Source organism: Caballeronia humi, assembly GCF_001544475.1.
Taxonomy (GTDB): Bacteria; Pseudomonadota; Gammaproteobacteria; order Burkholderiales; family Burkholderiaceae; genus Caballeronia; species Caballeronia humi.
The window spans coordinates 39396-55259 of the sequence record NZ_FCNW02000011.1 but is presented as its reverse complement, the minus strand read 5'-3'; the positions used below and the strand labels follow the sequence as shown (position 1 = coordinate 55259).

Genomic DNA, 15864 nt, shown 5'->3' with positions numbered 1-15864 from the left:
ATCCCTATAGGGTAGTACAGACGCGCCTTTCAAAGACCCTTCAAAACCCGAATCACGCGCCGTTCGGTGCCGTCACCGGCGCGCGATTCTGGAAGTAGATGCCGTGCGGCGAGCGGCCCACGGCGATCGTCTGAATCAGCTTGCGATTCGTCAGGTCGATGATGCCGATGTGCTTCGCGAAACGGAACGTAACCCACAGATAGCGTTTGTCGGCGGAAAGTTCCATGTCGTCGGGGCCGGGCATGAGGCCGGTGATGTCGCCGACGTTCGTGAGCGTGTCCTCGTCGATGATGCTGATCGTGCTCGCCACCCGGTTCGACACCGCGACGTGCTTGCCGTCCGCGAGCGAGCGGAAGTTGTGCGCGCCGTTGCCCGTCTTGATCGTCTTCACGATCTTCTGGTTGCGCCAGTCGATGACCGCGACGTAATCCGCGCCCGTCATGCCCACCAGCATGTATTTGTCGCCGGGCGTCATCCAGAGTCCGGCCGGCACCTTGCCGACCTTCATCTTCCACTTGACCGTCTGCGTCGGCAGGTCGATCGCGGCGATCTCGCCCGACACCTGCAGCGAGATGAACGCCGTTTGACTATCCGACGTGAACGCGATGTGGCTCGGCATGACCGCGAGCGGCAGGCGCTTCGCGATGGAAATGTCCTTGCCGTCGTACTTGTAGATGTCGAGGCGGTCGAGGCGCAGGCCGGTCGAGACGAACCACTTGCGGTCCGGCGAGAAACCGATCTGGTACGGGTCCTCGATGTTTTCCATCCAGCGCTGCGTTTTGCCCGTCTTCGGGTCGACGAACATCAGGTTGTTCGACACCGAGTTCGCGACGATCAGCGACGTGCCGTCGGGCGTGGGCATCAGGTGATGCGGTTCCTTGCCGGTGGGCACGGTGCCCACGACCTGGTGCGTGGTTTCGTCGATGAGGCTCAACGTTGCCTCGCCGGAATTCAGCACGATGACGTTGTTGGCGCTCGCTGCGGTGGCCAGGAAGGCGGCGCCGGCGGCGAGCGCCGAGCGAACGAGACGGGAAAGCGGGAAATTGCGCATACATGCTCGGGTGGGAAAACAGGGCGTCATTGTAGAACGTTTGCTCCACGCAAAGCGTTGACGGTGGCCAAGGCGCGAGGGTTTCGGGTACCGAGGGTCGGGACGAATTCGGCGTGCATGTCGGAACACCTTGGACGTATGCGCACTCTCCGTCGGCTCAGGCGCGTTTGTCCATGTCGCGCGGTCGCGTTCGTCTTGCCGATTCGCCATCTCTGCCTTGTCGTATCTGCGGCTTTTCCATTTTTTACAAACACGTTCTCCGTTATGTCGGCAGTGCGCGCTAAAGCCTGCGCCCGGCGCCTGCGCACTGACAAATTTACCTTTATCCAGCGCAAATTAGGAAAAAACGCGTATTGACCGAGCCGAATAAGACCGAACATTCCGCGCGTCAAGGTCTGTGAGGAAGCAACCGTCCAAATCCGAATTTTTCGACGTGGACCGCAGTACCTCGAAGACGGAGGACGTCGTTCGACTTGACGACGTCAATCCGACGGCGACAGATCCGCTCGTTGGCAATTTTTTCAATCTCGCTGGACATTCTCTTTACATGAACAAAATCTTCAAGGCAGTGTGGAACGAATCGTTGGGAACGTGGGTTGCCGCTTCGGAGACGTCGCGCTCGAAAACCAAACGGAACAGCTCACGCGGCAAGCTCGCGATCGTATGCGCGGTCGTGGCCGGCGGCGCGGTGAGCGGGCAGGTGTTTGCCGACAACACGGACTGGACGGTAGGTACAAGTGGTTTGGAATCGCTCGAGGTGGGCACGGCTGCGCGCGCCACCGAGGACTATGCACTTGCCATCGGCACGATAGCGACGGCTTCCGGGAACGCCGCCGTAGCACTGGGTGCGGGCGCAAAAGCCTTGCAAACGTCCAGCGTCGCCATGGGTGACGCAGCTCTTGCGTCAGGGGAAAGTTCGACCGCAGTAGGGGATTCCTCCAAAGCCACGGCGCTCGACGCAACCGCCATGGGCGCGCGCGCGGAAGCATCGGCTACGAAGGCGTCGGCGTTCGGTGCTGATGCGAAGGCGACGGGTACATCGAGTCTCGCTCTCGGCGACGGCGCGCAAGCCAACGGCAATCAATCAGTTGCTGCCGGCATGAATGCCGTGGCGAGTGCTCAGGGCGTGGCTATGGGGTCAAGCTCCGCAGCAGGGGCCGGTGCAACTGCTGCTGGCGATCACGCCAAGGCAACGGGCGAAAACTCCGTCGCAGTCGGAGGATTCTCGACGGCGACAAAACTGGACGCGATCGCCGTCGGTGACAGCGCGGCAGCGACCGGCGAATCGAGCATCGCCGTAGGCGCGGGCGCGGCCGCTTCGGCCGACAACGCGATCGCCGTGGGCAACGGTGCGCAAGCGAAAGGCGCGCAGTCGGTTGCTGCGGGCCTCAATGCGGCAGCGGACGCGCAGGGCGTGGCCGTGGGTTCGAGCTCCGCAGCCGGAGTCGGTGCAACCGCTGCCGGCGATAACGCCAAGGCAACGGGCGCAAGCTCCGTCGCAGTCGGAGAATTCTCGACGGCAACGGGCGAATCGAGCGTCGCAGCGGGCGCGGGCGCGGCCGCGTCGGCTGAGAGCGCGATCGCAGTAGGCGACCGCGCGAAAGCAAATGGCAAGAACAGCTTCGCAGCCGGAACCAACGCCGTTGCAGACAAGACCGACTCCATCGCCATCGGTACTGGAGCGATGGCGGACGTCCAAGGGAAAGCTTCGACCGGTTCCGTCGCGGTCGGCACAGCCGCGACGGCGGCAGGCAAGGGTTCCGTAGCGTTAGGAATGGGCGCGGTGGGCAACGCCAGAGAAGGCGCTATCGCGATCGGCCGCGAGGCGGACGCCCAATTCGACAACGCGGTTGCACTAGGAAATAACGCCTTGGCGAAGGGCGCGAGCGGCACAGCCATCGGCGCCAACGCGCAAGCCAACGCTGGCGCGACAGCCGTCGGCAAGGACGCCAAGGCAAACGGCGGAAGTTCCATCGCGGCAGGCGACGGGTCGCTTGCCGCCAATACGAACAGCATCGCCATCGGCACGGGTACGGCCGCGAGCGGACGTGGAACGATCGCCTTCGGCGAACGCAGCACGGCCGACGGTATAACCGCCGCCGCATTCGGGGTGCGAGCGACTGCAACGGGCGACAACGCCCTCGCAATCGGCACGGCGGCGCAGGCGACGGCGAACAGCGTCGCACTCGGCGCCGGCTCGGTGACGACGATCGGCGCGCGTAGTTCCTACACCGGCTACAACCTGACCGGCACGCAGTCGTCGATGGGCGAAGTGAACGTCGGCAATCGCACGATCAGCGGCGTGGCTCCCGGCCTGAACGACGACGAAGCCGTCAACGTGGCGCAGTTGAAAGGCGTGACGGCCAAGGTCGACGAAGTCGCGACCAGCGTAGACGGCGCGGTGAAGTACGACCGCAACCCCGACGGCACCGTCAACAAGAATAGCGTCACGCTCGAAGGTGACCCCGCAGCGGGCGGAACGGCGATCCACAACGTTGCCGCCGGCGTGAATGTCACCGACGCCGTGAACCTCGGCCAGTTGAACGACGCCATTGGTCAGGTCAACAACGCCGTGATCAACGCCGCGAACCCGTTCTTCAGCGCGGAAGGCGAGCGCGACACCGAAGGCGCATCGGTCACGGGCACGCATGCCGTGGCGGCGGGGGCGAGTGCCTCAGCGTCCGGCACGGACGCGACAGCCTTCGGCGCACGCGCCTCGGCTTCGGGCGCGGGCGCGACCGCGATCGGCGCGGGCGCGTCCGCCTCCGGCGCGGGTGCGCTTGCCGCCGGTCAGAACGCGGCAGCCTCGGGCAACGGCGCTACGGCGTTCGGCAACGGCGCGCGGGCCTCCGCCGACAATTCCGTGGCACTCGGCCAGAACTCGGTCGCCGATCGCGCGAACTCCGTTTCGGTCGGTACGGCCGGACAGGAACGCCAGATCACCAACGTCGCGGCGGGCACGCGAGGCACGGACGCCGTGAACGTCAACCAGTTGAGCCAGTCGTCGTCGAATACGCTCAAGCAGGCCAACGACTACACCGATTCGAAGTCGGAATCCACCCGCCGCGACGCCTACGCCGGCACGGCGGCGGCGCTGGCTGTCGCGGGTCTGCCGCAAGCCGTCCTGCCGGGTCGAGGCATGGTGGCGATCGGCGGCGGCACGTACGGCGGCCAGTCGGCGGTCGCACTCGGCGTGTCGCAGTTGTCGGATAACGGCATCTGGGCCTACAAGGTCACCGGCACGACGAGCACGCGCGGCGAGTTCGGCGTATCGCTCGGCGCAGGCATGCACTGGTGAGGCGCTGCTGAACGCCCTCACCGGCCTCCTTTGCACAAGGGCAGGCGCGGGATCGGCGCAATTGCCGATCCCGCGCACGGTTCCCGTCAATCATCGGAATTGAACACATGAGCACGATGAAACACACACTCCGCACGCATTTCCGCCGCGCGCCCGCATGGGCCGCCTTCGCTGCAACGCTCGGCGCCGCCGTGCTGCTGCAGGGCTGTGGCACGCGCAGCACGTTGTCCGCAGACGGCATGCACGATCAACTCGTTTTCCCCGGCGCGGATACGCCGACGTGGTTCCGCAACGGCACCTATCCGCTCGTCGAATCGCTGCGCAAGCTGAAGCCCGGCATGACGAAGGAACAGGTTGCCGGGCTGATCGGCCGGCCGCAGTATGACGAAGGCTTTTTCGCCGTACGCGAATGGGACTACCGCGTGAACGTGACGAACGAAGCCGGCGCACCGCAATTCATCTGCCAGTTGAAGGTGCTCTTCAATTCGCACAACGAGGCGCGCAGCTTCTATCGCCAGTGCGGCGGAAATGTCGAAACGCTGCTCGACGGCAAATGGCGCAAGTACGAGCCGCCCGTCGAAGTAACCGTGCCCGTTGCCGCGGCGGCTCCCGAGCGCGCCGCGGCCGAGGCCAGTACGACGGCAGTCGCCGAAGACGCGGTCCGCGTAGTCAACCTCAAGTAAGCACGCGCAGCCCACGCGACAAGGCCGACGTCATGAGCGCCGGCCTTGTCATTTGGAACGCATGAGCGTCCTGCAAGGCGTCACCGCTGCATCGATTCCCACACTTTATGCAGGCGTTTCACCGATATCGGCATCGGCGTGCGCAATTCCTGCGCGAACAGCGACACGCGCAATTCCTCCAGCAGCCATCGATACTCCGCCAGCCGCGCGTCCGCGACGCCACCGCGCTGCGCAATCGCGCGCTGATAGTGTTGCGCGAGCGGCTGCAAGTCAGCGGAAAGACGCACATCGCGCGCCGGATCGGCTTTCAGCTTGTCGATGCGCAGCGCGATGCCCTTCAGATAGCGCGGAAAATGCGCAAGCTGCACATAGGACGTATCGATCACGAAGCGCTTTCCGATCAACGCGTTCAATTGCGCGAGCATGTCGGAATGGGCCGCGCCGAATAACTTCGCCTGCACGAGCTTCTTCTGCACCGATGCGTATTCGCCGAGAATCTGCCCCGTCAGCCGCGCGATTTCCTGCGCGAGAAGCGTCAGACGCCCCTTCCCTTCGTCGCGACGCTTGTGAAAACCGGCGTCGTCGTCGGGGAGCGGGTCTTGCAGGCACGCGCGATCCAGCGCCGTCTCGATAATCTGATCGCGCAAGTCCTCTTGAGTGCCGAGCGCCATGTACTGCAGCGACATCTCGCGCAACCCGCCGAGGTTCTTCTCCAGATACTTGATCGGCTCGCGCAGTTGCAGCCCGAAAAGCCGCCGCAGCCCCGCGCGATGAATCCGCGCCGCTTCCTCCGGCGAATCGAAGACTTCGACGTCGCAATGCGTGCCGCGATCGACGAGCGCCGGATAGCCGAAAAGCGTCTGTCCGCGGCGACGGATTTCGAGCAATTCGGGCAGCTTGCCGAAGTTCCACGTCGTGAGGTTTTCGTAGAGCGCGGTGCTCGACGGATCGCTCGACGGCGTCGCGACCGATGTCTGCGGCGCGGCATCGTCGCCGAGATCGAGCGTCGCGCCCGCCGCGAGCTTCTGGAAATGCTGTTGCGCCTGGCCGCCGAGTTCCGCGCGCAACTGCGCGAGATTGCGTCCCATCGCGAGTTGGCGGCCGTGCTCGTCGATCACCTTGAAGTTCATGAAAAGGTGCGCCGGCAGCGTTTCGAGCTTGAAGTCGGAGCCTTTCATCGCGACTTGCGTCTGCGCGCGAATATCGGCGATCAGCGCTTCGAGCAGGCCGCCCGCGCCGAGCTTCGGCCCGCTGTGCCGGTCGACGAAACCCGCCGCGAACTCGGGCAGCGGCACCACGTGCCGGCGCAGCTTCTGCGGCAGCGACTTCATCAGCAACTGCGCCTTTTCCTTCAGCATGCCGCGCGCGAGCCATTCGGCGCGGCGCGCGTCGACCTGATTCAGGCCGTAGAGCGGCACCGTCAGCGTTACGCCGTCGCGCGGCGAACCGGGCTCGAAGTGATAGGTCAGCGTCATCTCGATGCCGGCCATCGTCATGCGCTTCGGGAACAGGTCGGTCGTGATGCCGGCGGCTTCGTGGCGCATCAGGTCGTCGCGTGAGAGGAAGAGGAGGCGCGTCTTGCCCGCCTTCTCCTCGTCGCGATACCAGCGCTCGAACGCCGCGCCCGTGTAAATGCCCTTGGGCACGAGCGAATCGTAGAATGCGAAGATCAACTCGTCGTCGACGAGCACGTCTTGTCGGCGCGACTTGTGCTCCAGTTGCTCGATATCCGCAACCAGTTTGCGGTTATGCGTAAAAAACGGCAGTTTCGTCTCGAATTCGCCTTCGACGAGAGCCCCGCGGATGAACAATTCCCGAGCGCGCGCCGGGTCCTGCTTGCCGAAACTCACGCGTCGCCGCGCGTAGACGGTCAAGCCGTGCAGCGTCGCGCGCTCGAACGCCGCGACCTGCGCCGCCTTTTTCTCCCAGTGCGGCTCGGAAAGCGAGCGGCGCAACAAATGAGCGCCGACCTGCTCCAGCCATTCGGGCTCGATTTTCGCGATCGTGCGCGCGTAAAGACGGCTCGTCTCGACGAGTTCGCCCGCCATCACCCAGCGTCCCGCCTTTTTGAGAAGCGCGGAGCCCGGCCAGAGATAGAACTTGATGCCGCGCGCGCCGAGGTAATACGGCTCGTCGTCGGCTTTGAGGCCCACGTTGCCGAGAAGCCCTGTCAGCAGGGAGAGATGCACCTGCTCGAAGGTCGCTTCGACTTCGTTCAGCCGCCAGCCATGCTCGCGCACGACCGTCAGCAACTGCGAATGCACGTCGCGCCATTCGCGCAAGCGCAGATGCGACAAAAAGTTCGCGCGGCACACGTCGGTGAGCTGCTTGTTCGACTTCTTGTGCGCGATCGCGTCCTCGAACCACGCCCAGATGCGCGTCCATTGCAGGAACTCGGAACGCTCGTCGACGAACCGGCGATGCGCCTGGTCCGCCTGCTCCTGCGCTTCGATAGGCCGGTCGCGCGGGTCCTGCACGGACAGCGCCGCCGCGATGATGAGCACCTCGCGCAGCGCCTGATGATCGCGCGCGGCGAGAATCATTCGCCCGACGCGCGGGTCGAGCGGCAGGCGCGCGAGTTCGCGGCCGAGCGGCGTAAGCGCGTTGTCGTCATCGACGGCGCCGAGTTCGTTCAGCAACTGATAGCCGTCGGCGACTGCGCGGCCCGGCGGCGGCTCGATGAACGGGAAGGTTTCGATCGCCGTCAGATGCAGCGACTTCATGCGCAAGATGACGGCCGCGAGCGACGAGCGCAGGATTTCGGGGTCGGTAAAGCGCACCCGCGACTGGAAATCGGCTTCTTCGTAGAGACGGATGCACACGCCGTCCGCGACGCGCCCGCAGCGCCCCGCGCGCTGGTTCGCCGCGGCCTGTGACACCGGCTCGACCTGCAACTGCTCGACCTTGTTCCGGTACGAATAGCGCTTGACACGCGCCATCCCCGCATCCACGACGTAGCGGATGCCCGGCACCGTCAGCGACGTCTCCGCGACGTTGGTCGCGAGCACGATGCGACGCGCGTTCGACGGCTTGAATACGCGCTCCTGTTCGGCCGCCGAGAGGCGCGCGAAGAGCGGCAGGATTTCGGTATGCGGCGGATGGTGCTTGCGCAGCGCCTCGGCGGTGTCGCGAATCTCGCGCTCGCCGGGGAGGAACACGAGGACGTCGCCGGGGCCTTCGCGGCAGAGTTCATCGACGGCATCGACGATGGCTTCCATCAGGTCGCGGTCGGTCTCGCGCTGGGTTTTCTGGCGCGGCTCCTTCTGCGGCGTGCCCTGCGCGTTCTTCACGGCGGGGCTGTCTTCCTGCACCGGCCGGTAGCGCACTTCCACCGGGAACATGCGCCCGCTCACTTCGATCACGGGCGCGGGTTTGTCGTCGCTGCCGAAGTGGCGCGCGAAACGGTCGGCGTCGATGGTCGCCGAGGTCACGATCAGCTTCAAATCGGGCCGGCGCGGCAGGATTTCCTTCAAATAGCCGAGCAGGAAATCGATGTTGAGACTGCGCTCGTGCGCCTCGTCGATGATGATCGTGTCGTAGGCCTTGAGCAGCGGGTCGGTTTGCGTTTCGGCGAGCAGGATACCGTCGGTCATCAGCTTGACCGACGCGCCGGGCGAGAGGTTGTCCGTAAAGCGCACCTTGTAGCCGACGACTTCACCGAACGGCGTCCCGAGCTCTTCGGCGATACGCCGTCCCGTCGCCGATGCCGCGATCCGGCGCGGTTGCGTGTGGCCGATCAGGCCCGCGCCCCCGGCGCCCAGGCCGCGCCCGAGCGAGAGACAGATTTTGGGAAGCTGGGTCGTTTTGCCGGAGCCGGTTTCGCCGCTGACGATGACGACCTGATGCGCTGTAATCGCACGCGCGATCTCCTCGCGACGGCCCGAGACCGGGAGCGCTTCAGGGAAGGTTATCGGCGGGATCGGATTTGGCTCGACGACGCGGCGCTCGCGGGGGGTGTCGCGGCGGGGTGTTTGCGCTTCGATACGAGGCGGGCGCGGATCGGCGGAATGTGCGGCATGCTCGCCGCGCGAGCCACGATTTTGCTGGCGCGGCTTGGATTCGCGTTCAATGTTTTGCTCGTCGCCTTGTGCAGCTTGCGTTCGTGCCTCGGAGCGAGTCGCGCGCGCGTCGGAGAGATTGGCGCCGCTTTCGCCGCGCGGGCCACGATTTTCGACACGCGGTTTGGTCTCGCGCTCAGTGCGCTGGTCGTCTCGTCGTGGTGATTCTGCTTGCGCTTCGAAACGCTGGCCGGCAGGCTTCGCGGCGTTCCCGCGTCGCGATTGGTCGGGTTGTAGCGCGTCTACCTGGGTTTCGGAGTGAAGCGGACGCGTGTCCGCGGTCTTCGCAGCATCTTCACGGCGCGGGCTGCGATTGTCCTGACGCGGCGGCTTGGACTCGCGTCCGGCGGGTTCATCGCGCGCTGCGGACACTTGAGGTCTCGCTTGGCGTTGCGCCCTAGGCGGACGATCGGCGGATGCCTGCGCGGCTTGCGCCGTCACGACTTTTTCCTGACGCGGCTTGCTCCCACGCTCATCCCGCGAAACAGACGGCTGCGGTCGCGACTCGCGCTGCGCATTGGGCGCACGATCGCCGGGAGAAGGTTTCGGCGCCTCCGGTGCTTTCGCCGACTCAACGCGCGCTTGCGCGCCCACCCGCGGCTGCGCATCGCGCAAAGACACTTCACTTTCCGTAGATACTGTGCGCGCCCGCCCAGCGTCATCGCGATCAGACGCAGCTGGTGTCGCAGCCCTCCCCGCCGCAAACCGCCGTGCAGCGGCCTCCTTCTTGCTCAGCGCTTTGTCACCACCAGAATCCGCCCGCGCCTCCCCCTCGCGCAGCAGACTTTCACGCAGCTTCTTCAACTGTTCCTGGGGATCGGACTTGCCGGCATCGGCGGGGTGTTTGGAAACATTCGGCATAGCGTCGCATTATAATCCCCGCATGAATTCTCAAACCGACCTCCCCACCGTGCCGTCGCCGGTTGCAGCCGAACCGGACACGCCGAATCAGCACGCCCAGTTCGTCGAATGGATGCGCTCCGTCGCACCGTATATCCATGCGTTTCGCAACAAGACGTTCGTCGTCGCGTTCGGCGGCGAGCTGGTGCAGGAAGGCCGGCTCAACGCGCTCGTGCAGGACGTCGGCCTCTTGCACGCGATGGGCATCCACGTCGTCCTGGTGCACGGCTCGCGCCCGCAGGTCGAAGAGCAATTGAGCCTGCACGGCGTCGAATCGTCGTTTTCGCACGGCCTGCGCATCACCGATGCCCGCGCCCTCGAATCCGCGAAGGAAGCCGCCGGCGAAGTGCGCCTCGACATCGAGGCCGCCATCAGCCAGGGCTTGCCGAATACGCCGATGGCGCACGCGCACATCAGCGTGGTGTCGGGCAATTTCGTGACAGCGCGGCCGGTCGGCATCCTCGATGGCGTCGATTTTCAGCACACGGGCGTCGTGCGGAAGATCGACGGCGATTCGGTCCGTCATTCGCTCGCGAGCAACAAGCTCGTGCTGCTCTCCCCGCTCGGCTTCTCGCCGACGGGCGAAGCGTTCAACCTGTCGATGGAAGATGTGGCCTCGGCGGCGGCGATCGCCCTGCGCGCCGACAAGATCATCTTCCTGACCGAAACGCCGGGTCTCGTCGACGAAAGCGGCGAGTTGGTGCGCGAAATGTCGCTCGACGACGCGTATCGCCTTCATGAAGGCGGCGAGCTACAGGGCGACGCCGCGTTCTACCTGAAGCACACGATCCGCGCGTGCCGCGGCGGCGTGGCGCGGGCGCACATCATCCCTTACGCGCTCGATGGCAGCGTGCTGCTGGAACTCTTCCTGCACGACGGCGTCGGCACGATGATCTCGTACGAGAACCTCGAAAGCCTGCGCGAAGCGACGCCGGACGACGTCGGCGGCATTCTCACGCTGATCGAACCGCTCGAATCGGACGGCACACTCGTGCGGCGCGGGCGTCACCAGATCGAACGCGACATCGACCACTTCTCGGTGATCGAGCACGATGGCGTGCTGTTCGGCTGCGCGGCGCTCTATCCGTACACACAGGAGCGTATCGGCGAGATGGCGTGCCTGACGGTCGCGCCCGAGGCACAAGGCTCCGGCGACGGCGAGCGGCTGCTGAAGCGCATCGAGCAGCGCGCGCGGGCACGCGGCCTGACGCACATTTTCGTGCTGACGACGCGCACCGAACACTGGTTCCTGAAACGCGGCTTCGTGAAGGTGACCGTCGACGATCTGCCGGAAGACCGGCGCCGTCTATATAACTGGCAACGCAAGTCGCTCGTACTGAAAAAGCAGCTTTAACCGATTGCGGCCGTTCGCAAACTAAGACGAATGCCCGATACCCCGATACTGGATTAGGAGAAACACAAGATGGCCCGAATGATTCAATGCGCAAAGCTCGGCAAGGAAGCCGAGGGACTCGATTTTCCGCCGCTGCCGGGCGAACTCGGCAAACGGATTTACGAGACGGTGTCGAAGGAAGCGTGGCAAGGGTGGCTCAAGCAACAGACCATGCTGATCAACGAAAATCGTCTGAACATGGCCGATCCGCGCGCGCGTCAATATCTGCTCAAGCAAACGGAGAAGTATTTCTTCGGCGAAGGCGCAGATACCGCGCAGGGGTACGTCCCGCCGCAGGGCTGAAATTCGCACTCGGTTGCCATCGAAAACCGGTCCTTCAGGGCCGGTTTTTTTACGCCCGCGAACTGTGTTAAGCAGATGCTCACAAATCGCGCGATCGCCCGCCGCATAAGGACTTCAAGACATTTCAAGAAGACCGGCAGACACGTCGGTTTGCGCTTCGTCTGTCATCGTGTTATCATCTTCTTCTTTCGAACAGTAATTCACCTTCATTCACGCGCATGCGTTCTGGTCAAGCAACCTACCGGCACCCTGCGATTCGTGACAGTTTTATACAAAGAGGCGCGTCGGTTTTAGCTGTTTTTCAGCTTCACGCCGGCCTTTTTCGTTCCAAGCCCTCTTCGTCGACGTAGCGGCACACCTCGCACCAGTCTCCGAGTTCGCCGTCCGCTTTCGTCGATTCGCGCTGTTTTCATCGAGTGCACTTTCGCGACCCTCGCCGCGATCCATTGGCTTTGCTTTTTCACATGAATTCGCGAAGCCCCCTGCCCGGGCGACCCGAGCGACATCTGCTTTCCGGCACCGTCGCGAAACTGCACTTTGAAACAGCACTCCCGGCAACACGCGCTCGAACGAGCGCGCCGGTTGCGTCCCTCGCGGACCCCGGCATCGACACGGAGCATTCCCGCCTATGACCGCCTTACACGACGGCCTCTGGAACAAACGCGACCAGCAATCATCCCTCGACATCGATGACATCACCATCGTCGACCAATCGCTTCTGAAACGCGCGGTCGGCGCGATGGCGATCGGCAACGCGATGGAATGGTTCGACTTCGGCGTCTACAGCTATATCGCCGTGACGCTTGGCAAGGTCTTCTTCCCGTCGAGCAATCCGACCGCGCAGTTGCTCGCCACTTTCGGCACATTCGCCGCCGCGTTCCTCGTGCGCCCGCTCGGCGGCATGGTGTTCGGGCCGCTCGGCGACCGCATCGGCCGCAAGCGTGTACTCGCGATGACCATGATCATGATGGCGATCGGCACGTTCTGTATCGGCCTGATCCCGAGCTACGCGACGATCGGCATCTTCGCGCCGATCCTTCTGCTCGTCGCGCGCCTGCTGCAAGGTTTCTCGACCGGCGGCGAGTACGGCGGCGCGGCGACCTTCATCGCCGAATTCTCGCCGGACAAGAAGCGCGGTTTCATGGCGAGCTTTCTGGAATTCGGCACGCTCGTCGGCTACGTGCTCGGCGCCGGTGTGGTCGCAGTGCTGACGGCGACGCTCTCGCAGGAATCGCTGCTGTCGTGGGGCTGGCGCATTCCGTTTCTCGTCGCCGGACCGCTCGGGCTGATCGGGCTCTATATCCGGATGAAGCTCGAAGAAACGCCCGCGTTCCAGCGCGAAGCCGACAAGCGCGAATCCGAAGCGCATGCGACGCCCAAACGCCAGTTCCGCGAAACGCTGGTGCAGCAATGGAAGCCGCTTCTGCTGTGCGTCGGCCTCGTGCTGATCTTCAACGTGACCGACTACATGGCGCTCTCGTACCTGCCGAGCTACCTGTCGGCGACCCTCAAGTTCAACGAGACGCATGGCCTTTTCATCGTGCTCGTCGTGATGGTGCTGATGATGCCGATGACGCTCTTCGCAGGCCATCTCTCCGACAAGATCGGCCGGAAGCCCGTGATGCTGGCGGGTTGTGTGGGCTTGCTGGTACTGTCGATTCCGGCGCTCCAACTGATTCGCATGGGCACGATCGCGCCGATTTTCAGCGGCATGCTGATCCTCGGTGTGATGCTGTCGTGCTTTACCGGCGTGATGCCGTCGACGCTGCCGGCGCTCTTTCCGACAAAGATCCGCTATGGCGCGCTCGCGATCGGCTTCAATGTGTCCGTTTCTCTGTTCGGCGGGACGACGCCGCTCGTCACCGCGTGGCTCGTCGATGCGACCGGCAATCTGATGATGCCCGCGTACTACCTGATGGGCGCGTCGGTGATCGGAATCGTGTCGGTGCTCGCGCTGCACGAGACGGCTCGCAAGCCGCTGAAGGGCTCGCCGCCCGCCGTCGCGACCCGCGCGGAAGCGCATGCTGTGCTGCGCGGTGCGCGCGTGGCGGCCGAAATGGACGACGAGCGCCTGCCTGAAGGCACGGTCCGCGCGTAAGCGTATTTCATCGAAGAAAAGCCGGCGACCACGCCGGCTTTTCTCGTTTTAGTCGAGCAAAGGGACGATGCGGGCGTCGATCTTGCCCCCGCCGATCGTCAGCATGCCGAGCGTGACCGGCAGCGTGAAACGCCGCGGCCCCGCGCTGCCTGGGTTCACGAACAACACGCCGCTGCGGCGTTCGACGAGCGGCTTGTGCGAATGCCCCGTCACGACGACGTCGATGCCGGCAAGGTCGCGCGGCACGTCGGCGATGTCGTGGACGACGAAGATCGTCGCGCCGCCGACAGTGAGCGTCGTCGCTTCGGGGAGTTCGTCGATGCTTGGGCCGGAGTCGTTATTGCCGCGTACGACGGTGAGCGGCGCGAGATCGGCAAGCGCATCGAGGACGGCCGGGCGGCAGATGTCGCCTGCATGGATGATCTGCGCGCAGCCTTCAAGTGCCGCGAGCGCTTCGGGACGCAAAAGGTTGTGCGTATCGGAGATCAAGCCGATGCGGATCGCTGGGGACATGATCTTCAGAGCCGAGAGAACGTCATCTCATTATTGCAGGATTCGCAAGGATGATTCGTCGGATGCGCGGTTAAATCTTCTTAATCATCTACTTACAATGTAATCACTGGCTGCGGACAACGGTGTTCACAGCAAAGAAAAACCATCTGGAGGTAGTTGATCATGAAATCGCTCATTCAAGCCGTCGTCGTTGCCGCTGTTCTCGCGGCTCCCGTCGCTTCGTTCGCTCAGTCGAACGCGCCGCTGACCCGCGCGCAAGTCCGCGCCGAACTGGTCCAGCTCGAAAAGGCCGGCTACAACCCGAACGCCAGCGATCCGGCGTACCCGGCCGACATCCAGGCTGCGCAAGCGCGGGTCGTCGCGCAGAACGACGCGACGCAAACGAGCTATGGAGCTTCGATCAATGGATCGGCGCAGTCGGGCAAGGTCGCCTCGCCGGTGTCGCAAGGGATTTACTTTGGTCAGTAAGCAGGAGCGTCGTGCGGATGAAGGTATCGTCCGCGGCTCCTGAAAACCGGCCCGGTCGCGGCATTGTCGCGACCGGGCCGGTTTTTTGTATTTGAAAGAACCTCCGTCGCCGGAATCCCGGCGGCTTTGCCCAGTTCTCGTCGGAGCACTGGGCTCTTTTTATGTCTATCGCGCGGTGGAGCGGTCGCGGTTTAAAACCACCGAACCACCCGTCCCGACTGGCTCCGCACGGCTCGGCGGCGTTTTGCCGCGCCGACGCGCAATGGTAGAATCGCGTCCGCCCTGCCGGGGTGATGAAATTGGTAAACATAGCGGACTTAAAATCCGCCGCCTAACGGCTTGCCGGTTCAAGTCCGGTCCCCGGCACCATAGTCAGGTTTCGCACAGAATCGAAGCCGCGACCCGGAATCTGTCGTGTGCATTTCGCACCCTTCATTCGTCCCGCCCGGGACACGTCATCGAACACGAGAGCCGCATGACCACTCGATTGCCAATCGTCGCTCTTTCCGCATTGCTCCTTGCGATCACGACCGGCTGTACGAGCGCCTATAAGAATGCCGGCGTCTGCAAGCAAAAGATGATCGCGACGTATCCGGATTCCGAGCCGCCTTTGTCGTTCGATAGAACCGGCGTGGCCCACAAAGGATCGCGTGTGGTGGTCGAGGCAACCTACGGCGCCACGGTCAAGTCGCTTGAGACTAAACCTGTGAAAAACGGCGAGATCAAGACCGTGAAGGCGACTCGAGTGAAACTTCCGGCCGCTGTCGAATGCACGTTCCGGGGCGAAACGCTCGACACCTTCCGGTGGCTCGCGCCGGAAAAATTCGCGCGCGTGTACGACGCCGTGCCGGAAGGCGGCCAGGAATAAGGGCGGCGCGATCCGCTAAACCGCCCGCAGCAACCGCTCGGCGTCTCTCACCGCATCGAATAACGCTTCGATCGCCGTATCGCGATCGAGCAGGCAAACGTGCTCGATGTTGAACGGCAGCGCCTCGACGTCGATGAACCGCACCGTGCCTTCGAAGCAGGCGCGGCCCCGGCCGGTGCGGACCGAAGCGATGTACTGCGGGGTGATGTAAAGCGCAACGGGCGTCATGGA

General features: G+C 64.0%; 11 protein-coding genes and 1 tRNA gene. 8 read left to right on the top strand and 4 right to left on the bottom strand.

Features of this window, described 5'->3' with window-relative positions:
* Positions 1–52: 52 nt before the first annotated feature.
* Complete coding sequence (locus AWB65_RS13380; RefSeq protein WP_087667614.1) at positions 53–1051, bottom strand: YncE family protein; 999 nt, start codon at positions 1049–1051, stop codon at positions 53–55.
* Between the two features lie 547 nt (positions 1052–1598).
* Here AWB65_RS13380 and AWB65_RS13375 point away from each other — a divergent pair.
* Both AWB65_RS13375 and AWB65_RS13370 read left to right on the top strand, forming a co-directional pair.
* The gene (locus AWB65_RS13375) at positions 1599–4349 is read left to right on the top strand and encodes a YadA-like family protein (RefSeq protein WP_087667695.1); all 2751 of its coding nucleotides are present in this window, start codon (positions 1599–1601) and stop codon (positions 4347–4349) included.
* A gap of 107 nt (positions 4350–4456) precedes the next feature.
* The gene (locus AWB65_RS13370; RefSeq protein ID WP_087667613.1) at positions 4457–5032 is read left to right on the top strand and encodes an outer membrane protein assembly factor BamE; all 576 of its coding nucleotides are present in this window, start codon (positions 4457–4459) and stop codon (positions 5030–5032) included.
* An 80-nt stretch (positions 5033–5112) separates the two neighbouring features.
* Here the strand turns inward: AWB65_RS13370 and hrpA are convergent, their stop codons facing one another.
* Positions 5113–9462, bottom strand: a complete 4350-nt coding sequence (gene hrpA, locus AWB65_RS13365) for an ATP-dependent RNA helicase HrpA (protein WP_087667694.1) — start codon at positions 9460–9462, stop codon at positions 5113–5115.
* A 511-nt stretch (positions 9463–9973) separates the two neighbouring features.
* Here hrpA and argA point away from each other — a divergent pair.
* The 3 genes from argA (at position 9974) to proP (ending at position 13784) form a co-directional block, all read left to right on the top strand.
* On the top strand, positions 9974–11344 hold the full coding sequence (gene argA, locus AWB65_RS13360) for an amino-acid N-acetyltransferase (RefSeq protein ID WP_087657140.1): 1371 nt from the start codon (positions 9974–9976) through the stop codon (positions 11342–11344).
* A gap of 69 nt (positions 11345–11413) precedes the next feature.
* The gene (locus tag AWB65_RS13355; RefSeq protein ID WP_087657139.1) at positions 11414–11686 is read left to right on the top strand and encodes an oxidative damage protection protein; all 273 of its coding nucleotides are present in this window, start codon (positions 11414–11416) and stop codon (positions 11684–11686) included.
* Between the two features lie 628 nt (positions 11687–12314).
* A complete protein-coding gene (gene proP / locus AWB65_RS13350) occupies positions 12315–13784 on the top strand; it encodes a glycine betaine/L-proline transporter ProP (RefSeq protein WP_087667612.1) in 1470 nt (489 codons plus the stop codon).
* Between the two features lie 48 nt (positions 13785–13832).
* On the opposite strand, the gene AWB65_RS13345 is transcribed toward proP, so the two are convergent.
* On the bottom strand, positions 13833–14297 hold the full coding sequence (locus AWB65_RS13345; protein WP_087667611.1) for a metallophosphoesterase family protein: 465 nt from the start codon (positions 14295–14297) through the stop codon (positions 13833–13835).
* Between the two features lie 162 nt (positions 14298–14459).
* Between AWB65_RS13345 and AWB65_RS13340 the strand changes: the two genes are divergently transcribed.
* The 3 genes from AWB65_RS13340 to AWB65_RS13330 all read left to right on the top strand — a co-directional run bounded on the left by AWB65_RS13340 (position 14460) and on the right by AWB65_RS13330 (position 15633).
* A complete protein-coding gene (locus tag AWB65_RS13340) occupies positions 14460–14765 on the top strand; it encodes a DUF4148 domain-containing protein (RefSeq protein ID WP_087667610.1) in 306 nt (101 codons plus the stop codon).
* A gap of 284 nt (positions 14766–15049) precedes the next feature.
* Positions 15050–15134, top strand: a tRNA-Leu gene (locus AWB65_RS13335).
* A gap of 106 nt (positions 15135–15240) precedes the next feature.
* Complete coding sequence (locus AWB65_RS13330; RefSeq protein ID WP_087667609.1) at positions 15241–15633, top strand: hypothetical protein; 393 nt, start codon at positions 15241–15243, stop codon at positions 15631–15633.
* 15 nt (positions 15634–15648) lie between these two features.
* Here the strand turns inward: AWB65_RS13330 and AWB65_RS13325 are convergent, their stop codons facing one another.
* Positions 15649–15861: a hypothetical protein gene (locus AWB65_RS13325; protein ID WP_087657134.1), complete on the bottom strand. Its 213-nt coding sequence runs from the start codon at positions 15859–15861 to the stop codon at positions 15649–15651.
* Positions 15862–15864 lie beyond the last annotated feature (3 nt).